The organism is Duganella lactea (assembly GCF_009857505.1).
Classification (GTDB): domain Bacteria; phylum Pseudomonadota; class Gammaproteobacteria; order Burkholderiales; family Burkholderiaceae_D; genus Rugamonas; species Rugamonas lactea.
The window spans coordinates 104,672-128,666 of sequence record NZ_WWCP01000006.1; the positions used below are offsets into that span (position 1 = coordinate 104,672).

The 23,995-nt window shown below is 62.7% G+C and carries 23 protein-coding genes and 1 tRNA gene; 5 read left to right on the forward strand and 19 right to left on the reverse strand.

Features of this window, described 5'->3' with window-relative positions; all coding sequences use genetic code 11:
* The 11 genes from GTP44_RS07910 to GTP44_RS07960 are packed head-to-tail and all read right to left on the reverse strand — an operon-like array spanning position 1 to position 9,457.
* The gene (locus GTP44_RS07910; RefSeq protein WP_161019002.1) at positions 1–717 is read right to left on the reverse strand and encodes an ABC transporter ATP-binding protein; all 717 of its coding nucleotides are present in this window, start codon (positions 715–717) and stop codon (positions 1–3) included.
* Positions 714–1,466 (reverse strand): ABC transporter ATP-binding protein, encoded by a 753-nt coding sequence (locus GTP44_RS07915; protein ID WP_161019003.1) that lies wholly within the window; start codon positions 1,464–1,466, stop codon positions 714–716. Before GTP44_RS07915 ends, GTP44_RS07910 begins: the two co-directional genes overlap by 4 nt.
* On the reverse strand, positions 1,463–2,467 hold the full coding sequence (locus tag GTP44_RS07920) for a branched-chain amino acid ABC transporter permease (protein WP_161019004.1): 1,005 nt from the start codon (positions 2,465–2,467) through the stop codon (positions 1,463–1,465). The genes GTP44_RS07915 and GTP44_RS07920 overlap by 4 nt, the downstream gene beginning before the upstream one ends.
* Positions 2,467–3,387: a branched-chain amino acid ABC transporter permease gene (locus GTP44_RS07925; RefSeq protein WP_161019005.1), complete on the reverse strand. Its 921-nt coding sequence runs from the start codon at positions 3,385–3,387 to the stop codon at positions 2,467–2,469. The genes GTP44_RS07920 and GTP44_RS07925 overlap by 1 nt, the downstream gene beginning before the upstream one ends.
* Before the next feature lie 11 nt (positions 3,388–3,398).
* On the reverse strand, positions 3,399–4,571 hold the full coding sequence (locus GTP44_RS07930) for an ABC transporter substrate-binding protein (RefSeq protein WP_161019006.1): 1,173 nt from the start codon (positions 4,569–4,571) through the stop codon (positions 3,399–3,401).
* A 28-nt stretch (positions 4,572–4,599) separates the two neighbouring features.
* Positions 4,600–4,923, reverse strand: coding sequence for a non-heme iron oxygenase ferredoxin subunit (locus GTP44_RS07935; RefSeq protein WP_161019007.1), 324 nt, complete (start codon positions 4,921–4,923; stop codon positions 4,600–4,602).
* Positions 4,924–4,930: 7 nt separating this feature from the next.
* The gene (locus tag GTP44_RS07940; RefSeq protein WP_371867177.1) at positions 4,931–5,410 is read right to left on the reverse strand and encodes an aromatic-ring-hydroxylating dioxygenase subunit beta; all 480 of its coding nucleotides are present in this window, start codon (positions 5,408–5,410) and stop codon (positions 4,931–4,933) included.
* The gene (locus tag GTP44_RS07945) at positions 5,407–6,666 is read right to left on the reverse strand and encodes an aromatic ring-hydroxylating dioxygenase subunit alpha (protein WP_161019009.1); all 1,260 of its coding nucleotides are present in this window, start codon (positions 6,664–6,666) and stop codon (positions 5,407–5,409) included. The genes GTP44_RS07940 and GTP44_RS07945 overlap by 4 nt, the downstream gene beginning before the upstream one ends.
* The gene (locus tag GTP44_RS07950) at positions 6,659–7,372 is read right to left on the reverse strand and encodes a fumarylacetoacetate hydrolase family protein (RefSeq protein ID WP_161019010.1); all 714 of its coding nucleotides are present in this window, start codon (positions 7,370–7,372) and stop codon (positions 6,659–6,661) included. The genes GTP44_RS07945 and GTP44_RS07950 overlap by 8 nt, the downstream gene beginning before the upstream one ends.
* A gap of 37 nt (positions 7,373–7,409) precedes the next feature.
* Positions 7,410–8,459, reverse strand: a complete 1,050-nt coding sequence (gene gtdA / locus GTP44_RS07955; protein ID WP_229256828.1) for a gentisate 1,2-dioxygenase — start codon at positions 8,457–8,459, stop codon at positions 7,410–7,412.
* An 11-nt stretch (positions 8,460–8,470) separates the two neighbouring features.
* The gene (locus GTP44_RS07960; RefSeq protein WP_161019012.1) at positions 8,471–9,457 is read right to left on the reverse strand and encodes a 2Fe-2S iron-sulfur cluster-binding protein; all 987 of its coding nucleotides are present in this window, start codon (positions 9,455–9,457) and stop codon (positions 8,471–8,473) included.
* A gap of 111 nt (positions 9,458–9,568) precedes the next feature.
* On the opposite strand from GTP44_RS07960, the gene GTP44_RS07965 reads away from it, so the two are divergent.
* A complete protein-coding gene (locus GTP44_RS07965; protein WP_161019013.1) occupies positions 9,569–10,498 on the forward strand; it encodes a LysR family transcriptional regulator in 930 nt (309 codons plus the stop codon).
* A 144-nt stretch (positions 10,499–10,642) separates the two neighbouring features.
* On the opposite strand, the gene GTP44_RS07970 is transcribed toward GTP44_RS07965, so the two are convergent.
* The 8 genes from GTP44_RS07970 to GTP44_RS08005 form a co-directional block, all read right to left on the reverse strand.
* A tRNA-Leu gene (locus tag GTP44_RS07970) sits at positions 10,643–10,727 on the reverse strand.
* A gap of 116 nt (positions 10,728–10,843) precedes the next feature.
* Positions 10,844–12,109 (reverse strand): voltage-gated chloride channel family protein, encoded by a 1,266-nt coding sequence (locus GTP44_RS07975; RefSeq protein ID WP_161019014.1) that lies wholly within the window; start codon positions 12,107–12,109, stop codon positions 10,844–10,846.
* Positions 12,110–12,174: 65 nt separating this feature from the next.
* Positions 12,175–13,365 (reverse strand): GGDEF domain-containing protein, encoded by a 1,191-nt coding sequence (locus GTP44_RS07980; RefSeq protein ID WP_161019015.1) that lies wholly within the window; start codon positions 13,363–13,365, stop codon positions 12,175–12,177.
* A gap of 221 nt (positions 13,366–13,586) precedes the next feature.
* Complete coding sequence (locus GTP44_RS07985; RefSeq protein WP_161019016.1) at positions 13,587–14,039, reverse strand: hypothetical protein; 453 nt, start codon at positions 14,037–14,039, stop codon at positions 13,587–13,589.
* Between the two features lie 461 nt (positions 14,040–14,500).
* Positions 14,501–15,871 carry a multicopper oxidase family protein gene (locus tag GTP44_RS07990; protein WP_161019017.1) on the reverse strand — a complete coding sequence of 457 codons (1,371 nt, stop codon included), beginning with the start codon at positions 15,869–15,871 and terminating at the stop codon, positions 14,501–14,503.
* Positions 15,868–17,250 carry a TolC family protein gene (locus tag GTP44_RS07995; RefSeq protein WP_161019018.1) on the reverse strand — a complete coding sequence of 461 codons (1,383 nt, stop codon included), beginning with the start codon at positions 17,248–17,250 and terminating at the stop codon, positions 15,868–15,870. Before GTP44_RS07995 ends, GTP44_RS07990 begins: the two co-directional genes overlap by 4 nt.
* A 57-nt stretch (positions 17,251–17,307) precedes the next feature.
* A complete protein-coding gene (locus tag GTP44_RS08000) occupies positions 17,308–17,703 on the reverse strand; it encodes a hypothetical protein (protein ID WP_161019019.1) in 396 nt (131 codons plus the stop codon).
* A 46-nt stretch (positions 17,704–17,749) separates the two neighbouring features.
* On the reverse strand, positions 17,750–19,177 hold the full coding sequence (locus tag GTP44_RS08005) for a M20/M25/M40 family metallo-hydrolase (protein WP_161019020.1): 1,428 nt from the start codon (positions 19,175–19,177) through the stop codon (positions 17,750–17,752).
* A 131-nt stretch (positions 19,178–19,308) separates the two neighbouring features.
* On the opposite strand from GTP44_RS08005, the gene GTP44_RS08010 reads away from it, so the two are divergent.
* The 4 genes from GTP44_RS08010 to GTP44_RS08025 all read left to right on the forward strand — a co-directional run bounded on the left by GTP44_RS08010 (position 19,309) and on the right by GTP44_RS08025 (position 23,992).
* On the forward strand, positions 19,309–19,839 hold the full coding sequence (locus GTP44_RS08010) for a GNAT family N-acetyltransferase (protein ID WP_161019021.1): 531 nt from the start codon (positions 19,309–19,311) through the stop codon (positions 19,837–19,839).
* 146 nt (positions 19,840–19,985) lie between these two features.
* Positions 19,986–20,435 carry a glycine zipper domain-containing protein gene (locus GTP44_RS08015; RefSeq protein ID WP_161019022.1) on the forward strand — a complete coding sequence of 150 codons (450 nt, stop codon included), beginning with the start codon at positions 19,986–19,988 and terminating at the stop codon, positions 20,433–20,435.
* A gap of 84 nt (positions 20,436–20,519) precedes the next feature.
* Positions 20,520–21,557 carry a serine/threonine-protein kinase gene (locus tag GTP44_RS08020; protein ID WP_160989812.1) on the forward strand — a complete coding sequence of 346 codons (1,038 nt, stop codon included), beginning with the start codon at positions 20,520–20,522 and terminating at the stop codon, positions 21,555–21,557.
* On the forward strand, positions 21,554–23,992 hold the full coding sequence (locus tag GTP44_RS08025) for an FtsW/RodA/SpoVE family cell cycle protein (RefSeq protein WP_161019023.1): 2,439 nt from the start codon (positions 21,554–21,556) through the stop codon (positions 23,990–23,992). Before GTP44_RS08020 ends, GTP44_RS08025 begins: the two co-directional genes overlap by 4 nt.
* Positions 23,993–23,995: the final 3 nt, after the last annotated feature.

The window sequence follows — 23,995 nt, forward strand, 5'->3', positions numbered from 1 at the left end:
TTATACTCCGAGGTATTGGTGAATGATTTGCGGTTCGGCGCGCAGTTGCTGTGAGTCGCCACGCCACACCACGGCGCCGCGCTCCAGCACATAGTGGCGATCGGCCAGCTTCAGCAGTGCGCCGACGTTCTTATCGATCACGATTTGCGACAGACCTTGCTGTTTCAGCGCCGCCAGCGCGTTCCAGATTTCGGTGCGGATGATCGGCGCCAGTCCTTCGGTTGCCTCGTCCAGCACCAGCAGACGCGGATTGGTCATCAGCGCGCGGCCAATGGCCAGCATCTGCTGCTCGCCGCCGGACAATTGCCAGCCCAGGTTACCGCGCCGCTCCTGCAGTCGTGGGAAGAAGCGATAGACGCGCGGCAGGGTCCATGGCGCCAGCGGGTTGGCGGCGCGCGGCGCGCGGGCGGTCGCCACCAGGTTTTCCTCCACCGTCAGGTTATGGAAAATCTGTCGCCCTTCCGGCACCAGTCCCAGCCCCAGTTGCGCGATCTGGTGCGACGCCATGCGCGCCAGCGGCTGGCCGCCGAAGACGATGCTGCCGGCCTTCGCCGCCAACAGCCCGAACAGGCACTTGATGGTGGTCGAACGGCCCATGCCGTTACGCCCGAGCAGCGTGACGACCTGGCCGGCATCGACCGTCATCGACACGCCGAACAACGCTTGCGCATGGCCGTAAGATGCCTGCAAACCGTCGATTTTGAGTAGCGTATTCATGCTGCGATGTCCTCCTCTCCGAGGTAAACCGCCTTGACTTCGGGATGATTCCTGATCTCGTCCGGTGTGCCAGTGACAATCACCTTGCCGTAGACCAGCACCGTGATACGGTCGGCCAGCGCAAACACTGCATCCATGTCATGCTCGATCAGCAGGATCGAATACTTGCCTTTCAGCCCAGCCAGCATCCGCACCACAGCCTGCGACTCCTGCACGCTCATGCCGGCCATGGGTTCGTCCAGCAGCAGGAACCTGGGCTTGGCAGCCAACGCCATCGCCAGTTCCAGCTGGCGCCGCTGACCATAGGCGAGATCGCCGGCCGATATTTCCGCCTGCGGCGCCAAGCCGCTCGCCGCCAGCGCCTGCTCCGTCTGCTGTGCCAGATCGCGACGACCGCGCAGCGGCTGCCAGAAGCGGAAGCCATGTTCACGCGCCCCCAACGCCGCCAGCGCGAGGTTTTCACGCACCGAGAATTGCTCGAAGATCGAGGTGATCTGATACGAGCGCAGCAAGCCACGCCGCGCGCGTTGATCGATTCGCAGCGCGGTGACGTCCTCACCGTTAAAATGGATGGTGCCGCTGTTGGCGGCCAGCTCGCCCGACAGCAGGTTGATCAGTGTGGTCTTGCCCGCGCCGTTAGGGCCGATGATGGCATGCAACTCGCCGGGACGGATATCCAGCGCAACGTGGTCGGTCACGAGGATGCCGCCATAGCGCTTGACCAGCGCCGAGGTCTGGAGCGCGCTCATGGCTGATCTCCCACCGCCACCGCCGTCTTGGGTTGCGCTGCGTTGGGGCGGGGGTGACGCGCGCCCCAGCTGTCGAGCAACCCGGCTATGCCGGCCTTGCCCACGAGCCCGATGAGCACAATCGCCAGGCCAAATACGGCCATCCAGTATTCGGTGGTCATTTTCAGCATTTCTTCCAGGCCAAGGAATGCCAGCGCACCGAGCAAGGGCCCATAGACGGTGCCGATGCCGCCCAGTACGAGCATGACAATCAGATCGCCGGACACCATCCAGGTCAGCGTCGATGGCGATGCAAACGCGGTCAGATTGGCCAGCAGCATGCCGGCCACACCGCACACGACGGCCGACAACACATACGCCACCAGCTGATAGCGCGTGCTGCGCAAGCCGATCGCATTGATGCGACGCGGATTCTGCCGCGCCCCGCGCAGCACCATGCCAAACGGCGCCACGCGAAGGCGCGCGGTCCACCACAGCACCAGCGCCAGAAGAGCGAGCGCCACCCAGTACACCGTACCGGCTTGGCCCAGGTCGGCGCCGAAGAACTTGCTGGTCGCGGCGATGGTGGTGCCGTCGTCGCCACCATACTGCTTCAGGCTGACGAACACGAAATACCCCATTTGCGCGAAAGCCAGCGTGATCATGATGAAGCCGATGCCTGAGGTGCGCAGGCTGACCGCCCCCGTCACTAACCCGACCAGGCCGCACACCAGCACGCAGCACAGCAAATGCACCCAGCCGTTGTCGATGCCGTGGTATGCCGGAATCGCCACACTGTAAGCCCCGAGTCCGAGGAATAAGGCATGGCCCAGGCTGACCATGCCACCGAATCCCAACGCCAGATTCAGTGCACTGGCGGCAATCGCATAGATAATGATACGGGCAAAGAAAGCCAGATAGAACGGCTGTCCGGTCAACTGCGCCACAACCGGCACGGCCGCCAGCGCAAGCACCAGCAGCAGCGGAACGCCTGTGGCAGGTTTCAAGGATATGAAGGACATCAATTTCTCCCTGCAGGGAACAGGCCCTGCGGACGGATGGCCAGCACCAGCGCCATCAACACATAAATCAGCATCGAGGCCAGCGCTGGAGCGGCCGCATTGGCCACCTCGCGGCTGGCGACTTCGCGCAGCAAGGCTGGCAGGAAGGCACGGCCCAGCGTGTCGGCCACGCCAACGATCAAGGCGGCGTAGAAGGCGCCGCTAATCGAGCCGATGCCGCCGATGACGATTACGACCAAGGTCGTGATCAGCACCGGTTCACCCATGCCGGACTGGATCGACAGGATCGGCCCGGCCATGACCCCAGCCAGGCCGGCCAGCGCCGCGCCGAGTGCAAACAGCCAGGCGTTGAGGCGCTTGATATCGACGCCCAGCGCGCCGACCATGGCAGGGTTGACAGCGCCGGCGCGGATCAACATGCCCAGCCGGGTGTTGTGCATCAACAGGTGTGCGCCCAAGGCCACCAGCAAACCGACCACGATGATCGCGAAGCGGTACGACGGGTAGCTGATGCCCAACAGATCGACCGTGCTTTCCAGAAAGGCCGGCACCGGCAGGAAATAAGGCTGCGGCCCCCAGACCATCCGTACCAGCTCATTGAAGAACAGCACCATGCCGAAGGTCGCCAGCACATGGTCGAGGTGATCGCGCCGGTACAGCCGGGAGATCGCCAGCCGCTCCAGCAAGAAGCCCAGCACCACGCAGCCGCCGACGCCCGCCAGCAGCGCCAGACCGAACGACTCCGTATGGGTATATGCGCTGGCGGCGAAATAGGCGCCCAGCATATACAGCGAACCATGGGCCAGATTTACAAAGCTCATGATGCCGAACACCAATGTCAGCCCAGCCGCCAGAAGGAATAGCAGCACGCCCAGCTGCAAGCCGTTGAGCAGTTGGGTCAATACAAGACTCATACTCATGATCCGCTCCGTTACGGCAGGCGGCACTGCGCGACGTAGGCATCGCGATGCTGCGTCAACGGCGTGGCCACGTTCTTGACGACCGGTGCGCCGCCCTCCTTCACCACCTGGAAGGCGTAATAATTCTGGATCGGCAGATTGTTCTTGTTGAAGCTGAATGGTCCGCGCACCGAACGGAACTGGTCACCGGACGCCTTGACGGCGGCGGCCAGGGCACGCTTGTCGCCCGCTTTGCCTTGCAGCTTGCCGACCGCGACGTTCAGTAGCCGGCCTGCATCATAGGCAGCCGCCGCATATTCGCTCGGGACGCGCTTGTACTTGTCCGTGAACGCTTTCACGAAGGCGCGATTGTCGGGATTATCCAGCGCGGCATCCCACATGGCGCCGAAGGTGGTGCCGACGGCGGCATCGCGCAACGCCGGCAGGGTGACGCCGTCCACGGTGAAGACGGAATAGTTCGGCAGCTTGGCCAGCAAACCCGCCTGGCTTAGCTGACGGATATAGTTGACGCCCATGCCGCCCGGATAAAAGGCAAACACGGCATCAGGCTTGGCAGCCTGCAGTTGTGCGATCTCCGAAGAATAGTCGGACTGGCCTACCTGCGTATAAACCTCATCGACCACTGCGCCCTTGAAATAGCGCTTGAAGCCGGCCAGCATGTCCTTGCCGGCCTGGTAGTTCGGCGCCATCAGGTAGACCCGCTTGATGCCCTTGTCATGCATGTACTTGCCCATGCTCTCGGCGGCGCCATCGTTCTGCCAGGCGACCGAGAAGATATTCGGCGCGCAGCTGGCGCCGGCGACAGGCGACGGACCGGAGTTGGTCAGCAAGGCCACGGTGCCCGATTCGGTCAGGCTTTTCAGGCTGGCCATCATCACGTTCGAGAAGCTCAGGCCGACGATGGCGTCCACGCGGTCCTTATCGATCAGCTTGCGTACAGCCTGGCTGCCGATTTCCGGCTTCAGCTGATCGTCCTCCTTGAACACTTGCACCGCCTGGCCGCCCAATTTGCCGCCGGCCTGCTCCAGCGCCAACATGAAGCCATCCACCTGATCCTGACCGACCACCGCCTGGCTACCGGTCAGCGGCGCCATCAACCCGACCTTGATTTGCGCCATCGCGCCGCCGGCGGTGCACAGCATGCCGCACAGGGCCAGACTTGCCCAACTATGCTTCGTTTTCATCTTTGTCTCCTGTTTATTTTTTAGTGGTTCAGATGTCGCCGAGGTCGACGAATACCCGGCCGTTTTCGATCTTGACCGGGTAAGTCCGTAGGTCCACGGTCAGCGGCGCACACATCGCCTTGCCGCTGCAGACGTCGAACTTTCCTTGATGCAGCGGGCACTCGATTTCGGTGCCCTCCAAAAAGCCATCGCTCAGGCGAGCATGGCCGTGGGTGCAGAGGTTGTCGGTCACATAGACCTGGCCGTCGACACCGTAGAAGGCCAGCTCGCGCCCGCCCACGTCAACCGCCATCACATCCTCGTCCGGTATCGCGTCTTGCGCGACCGCGTCTATCCAGGTTTGTGTCGTCATGGCCGCCTCAGATCGGATAAATAAGTGAGTTAGGTATCATCTCGGTGTCGTAGATGCACAGTCGCGACGCCAGTCGCAGGCCGTCGGCCGTACGGCGCACGCGGTCCAGGTAGCGACCGGCATTGAACACCGTGGTTTCCTGGCTCAACTTGGTGCGGAACACCGTGTAGTTGGTCTCGGTCACGATAACGTCGCCGTCGTCGCTGATGATCAGCGGTTGACTGACGACGTGACGCTGGTAGTACGGGTCGTGGAACAGCGTTTCGCGGATGCCGTAGGCGCGGTCGCGCAGCATGCCCTTGCTCAGCAAGGCCAGCGTGGCCAGCGGGAAGCCACGTTCGTAGTTCTCGCGCGGTTGCACTTTGTACTCACAGTCATCGATGAACAAGGCGATCCAGCGGTCCCAGTCGTTGCTGTCGACGGCGGCGCTATAGGCCGCGTGCAGCTGGCTAAGGTCGAAATAGGTTTGCAGTTGGCTCACGATCACACCTCCATCACTTTGCGCCAGTAGTTGTACATGCCGCGTATCAGCGTTTCCGTGACCATGTGCTCGGTGTCTTCGCATTCCGTGCCGCCGAGTTCCGCCAGCGCGCGGTGGAACGGCTTCTGCTCGAAACCCTGCTGCGAGAATTCGATCACCTCGCCGTCATCGGCAGAGACGAAGCCTGCCGGTCCGAACAGGTTGGCCTGAATCAGGCGGCGCTGCGTCATTTCCTCGCTGTCGTCCTCGAAGCCGAAGTGGGTCCAGACAAAATCGAAGGAACCGTTGCCGTTCGGCTGGATATGGCGGGTCGATACGCTGTTGACCTGCTGCTGGAAGATCACGCTCGGGAAGACCGTCATCATCACCGCGGTCGGGCCGCCCCACCAGGATTCCGGCACGATGTCGAGCAAGCGCTTGTCCTCGATCTCCATGCTTTCCTTGAAGCTGGTAACCCCAGCGGTGACCTCGGCCTTCTGGCCGCCGGTGCCGCGCGTGGAAATCATGGCGGCGTGGCGGCAATGCGCATCCATGCGCAGCGACGACTTGTTATCGGCGCGCCACAATCCGTAGGTGACGAACCAGGTGTGCAGCAAGCCCGGATGGTAGGGGTCCTTGATGTTTTCCTGCATCAGCTTCCAATTGCCCGGAATGCGCTGGCGGTTGTAGCCGAGGATCTTCAACGGCCGGCCGTTGAACAGGCGGTCGAAGTACGACAGGATTTCGGGGCCGAGGAAGTCCTCCAGCGGCTCGACATCATGGTCGAACGAGGCAAACACCACGCCGCCACGGGTAGCGACCTTGAGCTTGGTCAGGCTGTTCTCTTCGGTCTTGAAGTCTTTCGGCATGCCGCCGTTGACCTTGCCGTCCTGCTTGACGCCACGGCGGAACGGCACCCCCTGCAAGTCACCGTTCAGGTTGTAGTTCCACTGGTGATAAGGACAGACCAGCTCTTTCTTGTTGCCGTGGCGTTCACGGCAGAACTGCATGCCGCGATGGGCGCAGACGTTTTCCACGACGCTGATGCCGCCGTCTTCGCGGCGCACCATGACCACCGAGCGCTCCCCGATCACGGTACGCTTGAAATCGCCGTGGTTGGGAACCTCTGCTTCCAGGCCGACATAGCACCAGTGGTTCTGGTAGAAGAAGCGTTCCAGCTCGCGCTTGTACAGGTCGGTATCGGTATAGGCCCAGAACGGGATGCGGCTGGAACCCGGTTGATCCCACACCGGCTTGATGGGAAAAATGGGCTGCTTATTCATGCTCTTTCCCTTTGCCGACGCGGACGACGATCTCGCCCAGGCCGGCGATGGCGCCACGCATTTCATCGCCCGCCACCACGGCGTTCACGCCCTCCGGCGTGCCGGTCATGATGATGTCGCCCGCTTCCAGCGTTTCGTACTGCGACAGGTAGGCGATCGATTCCGCCACCGACCAGATCAGCTTATTGATGTCCGAGCCCTGGCGCGGCGCGCCGTTGACCGTCAACGTGATGGCGGCACTCTGTGGATGGCCAATGGCGCTCGCCGTATGCAGCGGACCGATCGGCGCCGACTGCGAGAACGATTTGCCGAATTCCCATGGGCGGCCTTTGTCGCGCGCCTCCAGTTGCAGGTCGCGGCGGGTCATGTCGAGGCCGACGGCGTAGCCGTACACGTGTTCCAGCGCCTGCTCGACCGGGATATTCGCGCCGCCTTTGCCGATCGCCACCACCAGCTCAATCTCGTGATGATAGTTGGCGGTCTTCGGCGGGTAGGCGATGGTGATCGCCTCGGCGCCGGCGCGTACCGCCGCATTGGCCGGCTTCATGAAGAAGAATGGCGCTTCGCGCGTTGGGTCCTTGCCCATTTCGATGGCGTGCGCGGCGTAGTTGCGGCCGACGCAGAAGATGCGGTTGACCGGGAACGCGGCGTCCTGACCGGCGATTTCCAGCGTATTGATGGCGGCTGGTGGCATGGCGTATTGCATGATTTGCTCCAATGGTTATCGTTATGCGTGGCGTGGATTAAAGCTTTTCTTCGCGCCACATGCCCAGCGCCTGCTGGACCGGACGATCGGAAAAACTGAAGAGGACGGTTTCGCTGCCGGCGTTCAACGTCAACGTGTACCAGGGCGGCACGACAAAGACGTCGCTCTCGGCGAAAGCGAAGGTTTGCTCACCGATCTGCGCGCTACCGGCGCCTTCAAGGCAGACGTAGACGGTGCCGTCGGTGCAGCGGTATGGTGCCGTCTTGAAGCCGGCCGGCAGCAGCTGGGCAAAGGCGCCCATGGTCGGCATCGGCGACGCGCCAGTGGCCGGGTTCACGTAGCGCATCTTGTGGCCGAGATGTTTGTCAGCCGGCGCGCCGGCGGCGATCGCAGTCAATGCGGCGCGGGTTTGCGCGTAGGGATAGACGAAGATCCTGGTGGGCTCACTGGACTCCTGATGGAAGTCCACCGGCAGCAAATTGCTGCCGTAACGGGCCAGCGCGTCCCCCTCCGGACGCGCGGTTTCCTGCGTGGCGTGATCGCCGTGCTCGTGAAAACCCGTGTCGAAGAAACGCACCAACGGTATGTCAAGACCGTCCAGCCAGACCACCGGTTGGTCGCCGAGATTGCCGTGGTCGTGCCAGGTCCATGCCGGCGTGATGATGAAGTCGCCGCGATGCATGGTGGTGCGCTCGCCGTTGACAGCGGTATAAGCGCCCTCACCGTCCAGCACCAGACGCAGCGCTGTCTGAGTGTGGCGATGCGCTGGCGCCACTTCGCCCGGCATAATCATTTGCAGGCCGGCATACAGCGATTGCGTGATCGACGCGTTGCCGCGCAGTGCGGGGTTTTCCAGGATCAGGACGCGGCGCACCGCTTCCTCCGCGGTGATCAACTTGCGCGACTCCATCACGTGCTCGCGCACATCGGCATAGCGCCAGAGCGCCGGTACCTGCTTGGGACGCGGCGTGTTCGGCACCAGCGTGCCCAGCACTTCCCACAAGGGCGTCAGGTTATATTCATCGATGCGACGATAAAATTGTGCGCGTGCCGGATCTTGCGTCGCGGCCTTGGTATTCGAGTTCATCGGGGTCTCCATCAGGTGGCACTGGCATAGAACGCGTCGGCATAGACGTGTTCTGATTGAATTCCGCGTCGACGCAGCAGCAGTGTGGCGGCGTCGACCATCGGCGGCGCGCCGCACAGGTAGGCGCGCCAGCCGGCGAGATTGGGCAGGTCCTCGGCCACCGCATCGGTGACCAGACCACGACGATGCACGCCGTCACGGCCACCCATCGCGACGATGGTTTGTACGTGCAGGTTGGGATGTTGCTCCGCCATGGCGGCCAGTTGGTCGGCGCAGTAGATGTCCGCCGGTGAGCGCACGCCGAAGTAGACATGCATCTCGTTGCGCATGCCGGCCGCCAGCGCACCGCGCACGATGGACAGCACCGGCGCCAGTCCTGTTCCGCCGGCGATGCACAGCATCGGGCCGGCATGCTTGCGGCGCAGATAGGCGGTGCCCATCGGACCGCTGACGCGCACGCTGTCGCCCACGTTCAGGCTGGTGCGGATGTAGCCGGTGACACGGCCATCGGGCACCAGGCGGACGTGGAACTCCAGGTGACCGTCGGAGTCCAGGCTGGCCATCGAGTACGGACGGATGTGTTGCGGCGTGAATTGCAGCATCGCGTACTGACCCGGCGAGAACGACAATGGCTTCGCACTGCGCATGACGATGCGTTGGATGTCGTGGGTAGCGTCTTCGATCGCCACCACCTCGGCTTTGACGATGCGCGCCGGGTGCGTCACGATCTCATCCGGCTCCGGGACTTCGATGACGCAGCTCTCGTTCAGCGTGCTCATGCAGGCCAGCACATAGCGGCCTTCGTTCGGGTTGGTGAGCTTAGCTTCCTGGCCCGATTCCAGCACCCGGCCTTCCAGCACTTTGCAGCGGCAGGTACCGCAGCGACCAGCGGTGCAGCTGTAGGAAATCGGGATATTGTTTTCGCGGAGGACGGCCAGCAGGTTGTCGCCGGGGTTCACGGACACACTTTGGCCCAACGGTTGTACGATCAGTTCCATCATTCGATCCATGTCTCGTCGTTCTGTTTTTTTTACGAGTATAGGAACTGAGGTAATATAAATATATAGAATCTGGTGAATGAATAAAATCACTCAAATGAATATTGCTTTATGGAACTAAAAGACGTAGACCTGAATTTGCTGCTGGTTTTTCATCAACTGTTGATGGAACGGCGGGTGTCCATCGTGGCGGAAAAGCTCGGCCTGAGCCAACCGGCGGTCAGCAATGCGCTCAAGCGTCTGCGCCTGCTGCTCGGGGATGAACTGTTCCAGCGCACCTCGAAAGGGATGGAACCGACGCCCTACGCCAACCAACTGGCCGAGCCGATCGCCTATGCCTTGAGCACCATCCACAGCTCGCTCAACGACAAACACAGCTTCGATCCGCTGACCAGCAATCGCAAGTTCACGCTGGGCGTGACAGATATCGGGGAAATCTATTTTTTGCCCAAGCTGATGGATGTGCTGACCAAAGTGGCGCCGCGCGTGACCGTGAGTTCGGTCCGCAATACAGCGGTCAACCTGCGCGATGAGATGGAGGCCGGCCACGTCGACCTGGCGATCGGCCTGCTACCGCAACTGAAGGCGGGATTCTTCCAGCGCAGGCTGTTCCACCAGCGCTACGTTTGCATGTTCCGCGCCGGGCACGCGTTGGATAAACCAGCAATAACGCTTGATGAATTCTGCGCGGCGGACCACGTGGTGGTGGTGGCAGCCGGCACCGGCCACGCCGACATGGATGCGACCATCGAACGCAAAGGCATCAAGCGCAAGGTCAAACTGACGGTGCCGCATTACGTCGCGGTCGGCCACATCATCAGCACCACCGACATGATCACCAGCGTACCGGAACGCTTTGCCCATGCCTGCGTGGAGCCGTTCAAGCTGCGTTACGTTGAGCATCCGGTGGTCAAGACGCCGATCAATATCAACGTCTTCTGGCACGCCAAGTACCACCGCGACCCCGGCAACCAATGGCTGCGCAGCCTGATCTTCGACCACTTCTCGGATCAGGCCACGCCGCCAAATGAATCCCCGTAGAGCGACGGGCAAGCTGCCTGTTGCCGCCATCGGTGGAAGACTGACTGCCAGCGAACCATGTAGCGCGCTTGATCGTTGAGGTTGCAAGCCATTGGATCGGCTCGACCTGGCATGGTGTTTTACGGTATCGGCTGAATGGGGGGCTGGTGCTCCGAGCCGGAATCGAACCGGCACGCCTTGCGGCGGCAGATTTTAAGTCTGCAGTGTCTACCAATTTCACCATCGGAGCCCAAGCTAGCCCGATATTATGACATGAACCAGCGATAACTGCCAGACAAGCAAACCAACCGACGTCATTCCCACGAAAGTGGGAATCCATAGAACGCCTGCAAGGCAAGCGCCGTCTTACGACGAAGGCGGCTTGCGGTCGCGCGCCACTGGCGGCAGACGGTGTTTAAGCAGGCCAATACGCTGCGAGCGATAAATCCCGCTATGGCCCGAAAACAGGTAAGCCACCACACAGGCCAGCGCCGCGAAAGGTCCGATCTGCGGGCCGAATAACTCGATAGCCATGATGGTCGACGCCAGCGGCGTGTTCGCCGCGCCGGCAAATATCGCCACAAAGCCCAGTCCCGCCAGCATCGCAAACGGCAGTTGCAGCAGCGGCGCCAGCGCATTGCCCAGCGTCGCGCCGATGTAGAACAGCGGCGTGACCTCGCCGCCTTTAAAACCGCTGCCCAGCGACGCCACCGTGAAAGCAAATTTGCCGAGAAAATCCCACGGCGCCACCGGCTGCCGGAACGCCTCGACAATCACCGGGATGCCCAGGCCGATGTAGCGCGTGCCCAGCCACCACACCGCCAGCGCCACCACCACGCCGCCTGCCATCGGCCGCAGCGGCGCATAGGCGATGTGACGCTTCATGAAGGCCGACGCGGCATGCGTGGATTTGGCGAAGGCCATGCCCGCCAGTCCAAACACGATGCCGGCCACCAGCACGGCAGCCACGCTCCAGAACGTGATCGGCGCGATGGTGCTGATGGCATAGTGCGTGTGATGCACGCCCCACGCCATGCCCACCTGGTCGGCCGCGATCGCCGCCACCATGCAGGGGAAGATGGCGTCGTAACGCAGGCGTCCGATGGCCAGCACTTCAAGACCAAAGATCGCCCCGGCCAGCGGCGTGCCGAACACGGATGCGAAGCCGGCGCTGATACCGGCCATCAGGACGATGCGGCGTTCGCTGTGGCGCAGCCGGAAGATCGGTGTCAGTTGGTCGGCCAGCGTGCCGCCCATCTGCACCGCCGTGCCTTCGCGCCCGACCGAGGCGCCAAACCAATGCGACACCACGGTGCCGAACAGCACCAGCGGGGCCATGCGCAGCGGCACGATGTTCTTGGGATCGTGGATTTCGTCGAGCAGCAGGTTATTGCCGGCCTCAACGCTGCTACCGACCTTCAGGTAAATCCAGCCGACCGCGAAACCGGCCAGTGGCAGCAACCAGATGATCCAGGGATGGGTTTCGCGCCAGTGGGTGGCGTAATCGAGCGACAACAGGAAGAACGCCGACGCTGTACCACCGAGCGCGGCGATCAGGCACGCCAGCACAGTCCACTTGCCGATATAAGGCAGCAACAGCAAGGGTTCCGGGTAGCGGGAGGGTTTGGTCATAGAGCTGTCCATGGTAGCAAATCCGTCGAGATCGATCAAATCTCATATCGGTTGCCCCATTCGCATCAGGCGAGGCTGGTCTGGATTGATGCGCAGACCAGATCCGGGACGGCATGCGTGCGGCCACGCCCCGCCGACTTGGCCTGGTAGAGGGCGACATCGGCACGCTGCAGCATGTCTTCAATGGTGTCGCTGTTGTGCATCCGCATGGCGATGCCGCCGCTGTACGAGAGCTCAAAGCCCAGTTCCTTCATCGCATGCTGCGCTAACCACTGGCGCATGCGTTCGTCATAAGCCATGATCGAGGCGAAGTCGGCGCGGTTGAGTAGCACACAGAATTCCTCGCCGCCGTAACGGCAGAACTGATCACCGGCGCGCCCCACAGCACGCAAGCAATTGGCAAAAACCTGCAGCGCGCTGTCGCCACCGGCGTGGCCGTGCGTGTCGTTGATTTGCTTGAAATAGTCGAGGTCAAGCATCAGCACGCCGAGCGGCTGCTGATAGCGCAAGCTGTTGGCGAGGTCGATGTCGGCTTTCAGTAACCAAGCCCGGCGATTCAAGGCGCCGGTCAAACCGTCCAAGGTAGCCAAGCGTTCCAACTCACGCGCCGCCTCGTCGCGGTGCGCCAGAAGGATGGCCACCACCGACATCATCATCATCGAGTTCGATGACAAGGCAAACACGCGGTTGACCATGTACGGTCCGAAAAAATTCGGGAACTCCGCGGTGTAGAACGCGCCGAGCACGGCGCGGCAGGCCAGCACCAGCATCTGAACTGTCAGGCATATGATTAAGAGCCAGCGCCAGCGCCCTACTGGCACCTTGGGCGCTCGGCACAGGGAAAATATGATGGCCGCAATCTGCAATGCCAGCAGGCCGTTGGACCAACCTACCCTGAAGGAATAACTGGAAAAACCGATGGTGTAGCCCACGGTCATCAGCACGGCGATAGCGACTGGCACATGAGCAATGGCCTTGCGGCCGTACCATAATTGAAAGGCCATGGCGTTGAACACCATGCCGCCCGAAACACAGCCCATCGAGATAGCCGAAAGCGTATGATCGACCCAGGCGCCCCGCTCAAAGGTGCTTGACCAGAGCAGCAGAATCCAACCCACCGTTTGCATCGCGATCCCGGCCTGTGCATACCGCGCGGCGAGATTCACTCGTCCCATGAAATACGGCAGTGCCACGGCCATGATCGACAAGTTGATTGTCATGCCGAAAAACAGGGTCGATACGTCGGTGGTAGCCACTCATCACACTTTCAAAACACCTCAAGAACCGCATTATCCCAACAAAACCACATCAACATGGAAAATTTGGAAGTAATTAACCTGAGGAAATTTTCTCTTAGTGTTTTTCTGTTTAGCCCCAATGGAATTCATGATGAGCGTGCGCAAGCCGTATCGCGTTGAGAAGGGAGGGAGCTATGAGCAAGGCGTCCGCGCGATAGTCTAGTTAAGGTGTGCTGACATCACTGGGCAAAACCGAGTTCGAGGAAGCCACCGACGGCCACCGCCTTCCACTTTTCGGTCAGGTCAGCAATCACATCACGCACTTCGGAGATCGCTACTGTATCAACATCGAGCATAGAGCACGATCTGGCATTGCACGTGACGCGGTACATTTCGAGCAGATCCGACGCGGGTGCGTTCCCACCAGACCACGCGTCTCCCTGGAAAACTTCGACAAGGCGCTCGACCGCATCGCTCTGTGCCTCGCCCTGCATTTGAAAAGCAGCCGCCTCGCCGTCCTTTACTCTGGTGAGAAATCCACGAGCATTCAGCGTGTGTTCCACCGCGTAATGCACCATGTCGTGCGGAATAATTCCCTGCTTCGGGCAATCGACCAACTCGGACGGCTGCCCTTCACGTACGACCTCCATCAGATCAGTTTTTCCACTGCCCTTTTTGAAGATGAGCTTCATTGCACGTTATCCTTTGTTTCCAATTAACTTGTTGGATTACTTGCGCCCCGTTATCTCAGCTAATAGCTCTGGTGGGATGGGCTGGCCATTCGAACTCAAATGACGTACTGTTTCATGCAATAAATTCATTCGTGTAATTTTTACTGTGGCCCATGCAATGACTCCCGCAATCGGGACAAGCAGCGCGATTATGGGAATTAACAGCGGTGACACATCGCTTAGAAAACTCATTTTTTCTCTATTTTGGCAATAAATTTAACTTCAGAATCGGCGGCGCAAGTGCGAGCGTCAATCATAATGATGCTCAGTTAAGCCGAAAACCACCGCGTCATTCCCGCGAAGGCGGGAACGACAGCGCTTAACTGAACGGCATTGGAGCACTAGAGCAGCACATCATACCGGCGTCTCGAAACTCTAACTCATCTGACAAGTTCTGTCAGGTGAAGTCTGCACCCGCAGCGTTAATGATGATGGTGCATATCACCGTCCCGCTTCACGTCCGCCGGGGTTGACGGCTTCGCTGGCGGCGCATCGGGCGCGCGCGGCGCGGCGGGAAGTTCGCCGGTCCATTCGCGGGCCACCGTGCCTTGCGGATGCGGGTACCAGCCCGGGTCCTTGTAGTCGTTGCGCGCCAGACCTTCCCTCACCTTCACCACCGTGAACATGCCGCCCATTTCCAGACCGCCGAACGGCCCGGTGCCGGTCATCATCGGCAGCGTGTTCTCCGGCAGCGGCATCTTCATGTCGCCCATGGCGGCGCCCTTGTCGCCCATGACCATGTAGCCCGGCACCAGATTGTTGATCTTCTGTGCCACGCCGCTATGGTCAACGCCGATCATGGTCGGCACGTCGTGCCCCATCGCGTTCATGGTGTGATGCGATTTGTGACAGTGGAAGGCCCAGTCGCCCGGTTCGTCGGCGATAAACTCGATCGCCCGCATCTGGCCGACCGCGACATCCGTCGTCACCTCCGGCCAGCGCGCCGATGGACGCACCCAGCCGCCATCGGTGCCGGTCACTTCAAACGTGTGGCCGTGCAGATGCACAGGATGATTGGTCATGGTCAGGTTGCCGACGCGGATGCGCACCCGGTCGTTTTTGCGCACCACCATCGGATCGATGCCGGGGAAGGCGCGGCCATTAAACGTCCACAGATTAAAGTCCGTCATCGTATTGATCTTCGGCGTGTAGCTGCCCGGATCGATATCGTAAGCGCTGAGCAAGAAGACGAAATCGCGGTCCACCGCATGCAGCTTCGGATCGCGCGGATGCGTCACCCAGAAACCCATCATCCCCATCGCCATCTGCGCCATCTCGTCGGCGTGCGGGTGATACATGAATGTGCCGGCGTTCCTGGCGACGAATTCGTACACAAAGGTTTTCCCCGGCGGGATGCCGGGCTGCGTCAGACCGGTCACGCCGTCCATGCCGTTCGGCAGGCGCTGGCCGTGCCAATGCACGCTGGTGTGCTCCGGCAGCTTGTTGGTGACGAAAATGCGCACACGGTCACCCTCCACCACCTCGATGGTCGGCCCAGGACTCTGGCCGTTGTAGCCCCACAGATTGGCGGTCATGCCCGGCGCGATCTCGCGCACCACCGGCTCGGCCACCAGGTGAAACTCCTTGACGCCATCCTTCATCCGCCAGGGCAGCGTCCAGCCGTTCAGCGTGACGACCGGGTTGTACGGCCGGCCGTTCGGCGGCGCCACCGGGGCTGCGGTGGTGGCGGTCGAATGCACATGCGCTTCCGGCAGCGATGCCGCCCCTGCCTTGGTCACCATGCCGGCGCCGATCAGGGCCGCGCCACTCAAGAAAGATCTGCGGTTGGTCATGGTTTTACTCCTGTATTGGTTGGCAGACGGCCGCCCAGCGCGGCCTCCAGGTTGGCTTGGGCGGTCCAGTAGTCTTTCAGCGCGTTGATATAGCCGCTGACGGCGGTAGCTTGTTCGCGCGCATCGGCCAGCAGTTCGAAGACGCTCATCAGCATGCCGTTGTAGCGCAGCAGCGTTTGATCCGAGATCTGTTTGCGCAGCGGGACCACATGGTCGCGGTAGTGGCGCGCCAGCTCGTAGGAGGCGCGATAGTCGGCATAGCTTTCGCGCGCCTCGCTGCGGGCATCGACGGCGGCTTGCGTCAGCAGATTCACCGATTGCATATACGTCGCCTCGGCTCGCGCCACGCGCGCCGAGCCCCAGTCAAACAACGGAATCTCCAGCGAGATTTCGTAACCGCGCGTGGCGGTGCCGCCTTCCGTATTGCGTACCGCGCCCAGATCGAGCACGTTGACGAAGCGCGTGGTGCGGGTCAGGCCCAGCGTGGATGCGGTGTGTTCGGTATCCAGCCTGGCGGCCTGAATGTCCAGCCGTTCGTTCACGGCGGTCTGCTCGACGTCCGCCAGCTCGCGCGGTGCGGCCGGCAAATCCGGCAGATGATCCGGCAGACGATAGGCGGCGGCCTGTTCGCCGCTCAGGCCCAGCAACCTTGTCAGTTTTTCACGCGCGGCGACAGCGGCTTTCTGCGCATGCGTGACCTCCGCCACCGTCTGCGCATGGTAAGCCTGCTCGCGCGCCTGATCCAGCGCGCTCCAGTTGCCGGCCTTGCGCATGCGTCCCGCCAGTTCCGCGCTGGCCTGCGCCGACGCTTCGACCTGTTTGGCGTAGTCGGCAAGCTGCGTGGCGGCCACCGCCTCTACCCACGCCCGGCGCGTGTCGGCGGCAACCTTCAGCGCCTCGTTGGCCACCAAAAGCTTGGTCTGTTCAAAGCGCCGGCCCTCGATGCGGCTAGCCATCGGCGCGGTGATCAGGCTGACCAGATTGAAGGTCAGCGTGCGCTCGTAGCCGACTTCACCGCCGCCGTGGCTGCGCTTGAAATCGAATACCGGATTTTGCATGCGGCCGGCCTGCACCAGATCCGCCTCGGCCACGCCCAGCGACCAGTAGCTGGCCTGCAGGCCACGGTTGTTCAGCAGCGCCACTTGCACCGCATCGTCGGCGGCCAGCGGCTGCGCCAGTTTTTTGCTGATGACGGCGGCCAGCGCGCGCGCGTCGTCTTCGTTGCGCGGCAGGCGTCCCTCGACGCTGGCGCGGGCGCCGGTGCGTGGCTCGCTGATGCCGGCGGCGGTGCTGAAGCCACCATCACCGGACAGCGACGCACAGCCGCTCAACAGCAGCGCCAATCCGGCGCCACTGGCGAATTTATACAGAGAAGTCATGTCCTCTACCTCAAAAATCAATGGAAAATCCAGCTCGTGGACGGAGCTGTCGCGTGATCAGGCGTAGTGGCCTTGAGGGGGACGTTCCGGATGGGCCAGATCGACCGCGGGCAGGAAGCCGGAATAGAAAGGAATCACGCGCGATGCCATCGGCAACGCGGGTTCGGCAACTTGCAGCGTCAGCACCGGCGCGGCGGCCGCGCAGCACGCGGAACCGCTGCATTTCATGCTGCTGTGGGAGGCCGCGCCATCGTTGGCTTTCGGCTTGGCTTGCGCCATCGCCGCCATCATGGCCGCGTGATCGTGCGGCCCGGATGGCATGACCATCTGCGCATGGCTGGCCGACGCTGGCGCCGCGACGGCGCACAGCATCATCTGTGCCGCCGCGTATCCCTGATAAGGGACCGCCAGCAGCACCAGCCAGACGACGAGGGATCGGAACAGGACAGTCATGCCGCAATCTTATCACAGGCGGCAAACGCCGATTCCGAGGCCATGCTTAATCCTGCTTCGGCGTGCGGCCGATATTCTCGTCCATATTGGCCAGGTACCAGGTCAGCGACGTCATGACGGCGACATGGCGCTTCAACTCCAGCGGGCTAACCTTGTCCAGCGTGTCGGCCGGCGTGTGGTGGTAGCTGAAGTACGAGCTGGCGTCGACCAGCGGCATGAACACCGGCACGCCGGCGTGTTCCAGCGGGCTGGTATCGGCCGCGCCGGTGTAGTCGCGGCGTTCGAAGATGCCGGCGCCGATCGGCTGCAACGCGGTCGTCAGTGGCGCGAAGTATTTGACCATCGGCGGCGTCACGCTGCCGACAAAGCCGAATGAACGACCAGCGCCGCTGTCGGACTCGATGGCGGCGAAGTGTTTTTCCACCTTGTTCTTATTGTTTTCAAAGTAGGTCTTGCCGCCCTGGGTGCCGTTTTCCTCGTTCATCCAGGCGATCACGCGGATGGTGCGGCGCGGTTTGAGCTTCAGTTTATTCAAGGTGTCGATCACCGCCATGGCGCCGGCCACGCCGGTACCATCGTCATGCGCGCCGGTGGACAGGTCCCACGAATCCAGGTGCCCGGAGACGATCACCACTTCGTCGGCCTTGTCGGTGCCCGGCAGGTCGGCGATGACGTTGAAGCTGTCGGCGTCGGGCAAGGTCTGCGGCGTCAGGGTCAGGTGCATTTTCAGCGGGCCGCGGGCCGACAGGCGATCAATCAGCATCGCGTCCTCCGCCGTGACGGCGGCGGCGGGAATGCGCGCGCCGTCGGCCAGCAGCGTCACACCAGTGTGCGGAATGCGGTAGTTGGCGCCGCCGACCGAGCGCACCAGCGCGGCCACCGCGCCCAGTTCAGCGGCCGCCTTCGGCCCTTGCGTGCGGAAGCGCGCACCGGCGCCGTAGGCCGGGCCGGCATGGCCGCGCTCCGCCATCTCCTGGTCGAACACCACGTCGAACAACACGATGGCGCCTTTGACCTGCGCCGCCTTGGCTTTCAGTTCCTCAAAGCTGCGCACCACGATCACCGGCGCGGTCAAGCCGGCGGCCGGCGTGGCGCCAGAGCCACCCAGCGCGGTCAGCACCACTTTCTGCGTGATGCCGGCGGGACGGCCGGCATACTCCACCAGCTCCGCTTTCTCTTCGCCGCGTACCCAATGCGGCACCTTGACCGGTTCCAGCGTCACCTTGGCGCCCAGCTTGCGCATCGCTGCCGCCACCTGCTCCACCGCCGCCTCGGCGCCGCGCGAGCCGGACAGGCGCGGACCTACCAGGTCGGTCAGGTCGGCCAGACGTTCGTAGGCCCAGTCGCTTTGCATGGCGCTGTCGCGGATCTGGCCCAGCGTGGCGGCATCGTTGGCGGCGGCGATAGCGCCCATGCTCAGCAAACTGCTGGCCAGCACGGTCAGCGACAGGGTTTTCTTGATAGCGGATTTCATGCGGTTCCTGTGGTGGTAAGAGGTCAGAGGTCAGCCTTAAACGATAACTCAACATGACGCAATTGTCATCATGTTGATTTGCCATCTCAGTTAAACTAGGATGTCGGTTCACCGTTCCGAAGGATGCGTCTATGCTCAAGGGTCAACTCTGCACCGTCCGCCATCTGCTGACCGCCGATCTGAATACCTTCATCGCCCTGGTCAACGACCTGCCATCGCGCGGCGACTATTTTTCGACCCATTTCAAATCCCCGGAAACGATGCGGCGGGAATTCATGCAGAACAGTTTCGTCACCGAGGACAGCGAACTGTTTGTCATCGAGGATGCGCTGCACCACATCGTCGGCGTCATCACCCATTTCAAAAGCCGCACGCCAACCTCGCGTGAAATCGGCTACCGGCTACTCGATACCAAATTGGCCGGACAAGGATATGTAACGGAGGCCTGCCGGCTGCTGGTCGATTATCTGTTCAATGTCCACCAATACCATCGGCTCGAATTACTGACAGCACCGGAGAACGTCGCCTCGGCGCGCATCGCGGAAAAATGCGGCTTCCGGGCCGAAGGCACGCTGCGCCAGTCCTTCTTCATCAATGGCCATTACCAGGATGTGACGGTCTTCAGCCTGCTGCGCCCGGAATGGGAAGCGCGGCGTCTTTGAAGGTGTCTCCAAATGTAACAAGCCATTACCAGCATGGCCGGTTTGTAAGCATCTGTATAAGACATGGCATTTCCCCGTCCAGGATTTATAGTGGAGTCACTGGCTGAAGGATCATTCCGGTCCCGCGCCACAGCAAGGGGATTACCATGTTGAGCAAAAAATTATTGGGTGTAGCGTTACTGGCCACTGCAGCGGTATCGTCGCCGGTATTCGCCAGCGACCGTGATTTCAACACGGTGGCCGGCGCTGTGGTGGGCGCCGCGATTGGCAACAGCACCGGCGGTCGCGATGGCGCCATCGTTGGCGGCCTGGTTGGCGCGGCGGTGGGTAACAGCATCCGCACCTCGGATGACCGCTACTATCGCGGCGGCGGCCGCGACTACGTGGAAACGCGCGTCTACAGCCAGCCGGCCCCGGTCTACTATGAACGTCCAGCGCCGGTCTACTATGAGCGTCCAGCGCCGGTGTACTATGCGCCACCTCCACGCTACTACGAGCCGCCACCACGCGTGATTTACGTTGAGCCGCGCCCGTCCTATCGTGAGTATCGCTACGAGCGCTGGGAACACCGCCACCGCGATCGCTGGGATCGTTAAGCGATAGACAAGACTACAACCAAGCCCCGATTCGTCGGGGCTTTTTTCATGATCCCTCCGCTAACGGTCTTCGACGGGGGAATCATGACGACAGCAGACACAATCATCGCTTTGGAACTGGGCCACTACCGGCTGCGCGAGCAGATCGGCGGTTCGGCCTACGGCATCATCTGGCGCGCCAGTGGGCCGCAGACCACCAGCGACGTCGCCATCAAGTTGATCAACCAGGAGCAGATGACGCGCGCCCTGCCCGCGCAACGGGACCGCTGGACCGCCAGCGCCCATAATGAGATCGCGTTTTTGCAGTCGCTGGAGCCGTGGGACGAGCGGCATATCGTGCGCCTGCTCGACAGCGGCTGGCACGATGGCCTGCCGGTGCTGGCGCTGGAGCTGATGGGGTGCGATCTGGGCAAGCACATGGTCGCGCTGAAGGGTCGCGGCGAGCGTCTGCCGCTGGCGCGGGCGCTGGGCTGGATCGCGCAGATCAATCAGGCGCTGGCCAAGGTGCATCAATACGGCTGGCGCTATCTGGACCTGAAGCCGGCCAATGTGCTGCTCGATCCGCATCTGAACACCGTCAAGCTGGCGGATTTCGGCACCAACCGCGAATTGGGCAGCCTGGCGGCGCATTCGTATGCCGGCACCGCCAACTGGCAGGCGCCGGAGCAGTTCTTCCCGGCGGACGGCGGCGGCTACGCAACCGGCGCGCGCAGCGACTATTTTTCGCTGGGCGCGATGCTGTACTTCCTGGTCACCAGCGGCACGCCGCTGCGCTTTGGCGCCGAGTGCGGGCAGGCCTATCGCGAGCATCATATGGCTGGCGCCGACCTGCTGCGCAGCCGGAATGGCGGCGCGATTCCATCGGCTTTACACGCGGAAGAAGAGGAACACTTCGCCGGCGCCATTCCGCCCGATCAGCGCGATGCGGCGCTGGCGCTGTTGCGGACCTTGCTGCATATCGATCCGGCCCGGCGTCCATGCCATGCCATCCAGATCAGCCGTATGCTCAACGCGATACTGGGCATGAAATCGGCCCGTGGCGCACTTGACGCGGCTGATCCGGTGCTGGCCATGCATCGGCCCTCGTCGGTCAACGGCTGGCAAGCCATGCAGGCGCCATGATGGCCGACGCCACCACTCCCCCATCGGCGCGCCCTGCGCCACGTCGCTTGCCCCAGCAGCCCTACGGCGCGCTGGCCGGCCGGCGTAGCGCCGGCATTATGTTCACGCTGACGGTACTGGCAGTCCTGTGCGGGCTTCAGGCGCTTGCGCTGCTGCGCGCGCCCGGCGCGTGGCTGCCATCCGCCATTACCGTCACGCTCTCCGCTGGCGACAACATCACCTTAGGCCAGCACGAACTGGCGGCGCCACAGACGGATCGCCGTCAACTGTCCCTCAGCCGCGATACGCATGGCGGCTGGATGCTGCGTAACCTCAGCGCATACAGGCCGGTGGTGCTGATGCGAGACGCGGCCGAGCAACGCATGGGCAGCACGGCGCTACAGGGCTTGCAAGGGTTCCAGATCGACGGCGCGGTGTTCGCGGTGCGCTCGGCCGATGCAAAAACCGTGACCTTCGCCCGCGACGGCCATGAATGGCGCTACGACGGCTCGGTGTTGTATCGCGATGGACGCCAGCAGGCCAGTTGTCCGGAATCGCGTCTGTCCACCAGAATGGTAGCGGCGTGGAATCGCACGATGCCGCTGCCAGTGACGATCGCGCGTCCACTCAGCTTCGGCGGCAACCTCTATTGCGACAACCGGCTTGGCCTGGCGCAGGTAACGCCTGGCGCGGTGCAGATCGCCCGCGTGAACGGTAGCTTGCAGCTCTCTGCCGGCAATCCGGACGGCGACCGCGCCGCCTTGCAGGTCCTCAGCAGCGCCGGACCGCGGGAGTTGAGCAAGCAGGAAGCATCACTGGCCGGCGTGAACGCAATCGCGGTCGGCCGCACGCGCTTCCATCTGTCGGCCAGCGGCGATCAACTGACGCTGACGCCGAGCCGCCACGTCAAGCTATTCAGCGAGCCTGAACTCAAGCTGCCGCCTCAGGTCCGTTGGAACTGGCAGCAGCGCTCTCTATGGAGCGGCGCCCATGTGGACGCCGTCTGGATCGGCCTCGCCATCGGCGCAGTTGGTCTGGCAATCGGCGCACTGGCCCGCATCGCGGCAAGCATGAGCCCGGGCACGACCGCGCCGTGGAGCGCGCGCGCGGCGCTAGCCGGCGCGTGGTTGGCGACAGCCAGCTCGCTGGCGGCCGGCCTGATCGCGCTGATTTTACAGCGGGCCGGCCATCCGCCCAGCGCCGCATGCTCGCTGGTGCTGGGTGCCAGTGCGCTGCTGCTATGGCTTGCGCTGCCGGGCCGCCTGACACTGGCGACGGCCGCCGGCGCCATTCTGCTGGCAGCCGGCCTGCTGGCGCAACTGGAACTCGGCCTCGCCGCACCAGAATCATCCTGGTTACGCTTCTATCAAAAGAGCGCCGCGATGCTCGCCATGGGCGCGGGCTTTGGCGGCATGCTCCGACTGCTGGCACAACACTTGATGGCTCGCGGCACCCGCTTGGCACAACGCAGCATCGAATGGATACTGGCGCTGTTCGCCGCCGTGGCATTGGCAGCGCTGGCCGCTCAAGTCCTGTGGGGCGACGAAACCGGCGTCTTCGACCTGCAGCCGGTGGAACTGGCCAAGCTGGCACTGACCGCCCTCACCGCCCACTGCCTGGCGCTGCGGTTCAACTGGCACAACGGGCCGCAGCGACTGGCCGAGCACGGCGCCCGCTGGCTGCAACTGATCGCGCCCGCGCTGCTGTTCCTCGCCCTGCTTGGCCTCGCGCTGGTGCAGGTGGACGACTTCTCGCCACTGATCCTGCTGCTGGTGTGGAGCACCGGCATGGGGCTCGCCTACGCGCTCGCCGCCGGCAATCGCCTGCTGGCCGCGCTGCTGATCTGCGGCGCGATGAGCGCCATCGTCGCCATCGCCGGCCTGCGCGTGGCCGGCACCGATGACCTGATCCGCTGGGGTTTCTACGCCGACCGCTTTCTGGTCTGGCTCAATCCCGCCGAACATCCGCACACCGGCCAGCAACTGCTGCTGGGCGCACGCGCCATCGGTGAAGGCGGCTGGCTTGGCGCCGACCACTGGCTCGGCCTGCGCGCGCTCGGCCAGTCCGCAGGCGGCGCGGTCAACATCCCCGCCGTGCAGGACGACTTTGCGGCGTCCTTCTTCCTCAACCGCCACGGACTGCTGGGAGGACTGCTGCTGTGGACCGTGCAAGCCGCCTTCCTCTGCGGGATCGTGCTGGCCGCAACGCACGCCCATCGCGGCGGCGTCCAGGCCCGCAACTTCCACCACGCCTGGCTCGGACGCTTCCGCTACTTCGCCCTGTGCGGCGGCGCCGCCTTCGTGTTCGCGCACTTCCTGCTGTCGTGGGGGACCAACCTGGCGATCTTTCCCATCATGGGGCAGCCGATGAGTTTTCTATCGGCCGGCGGCAGCCACCTGCTGTTTTTCCTCTGCCCCCTGCTTACCTTCGTTGCGATATCTACTGAAGGAGTCTGAATC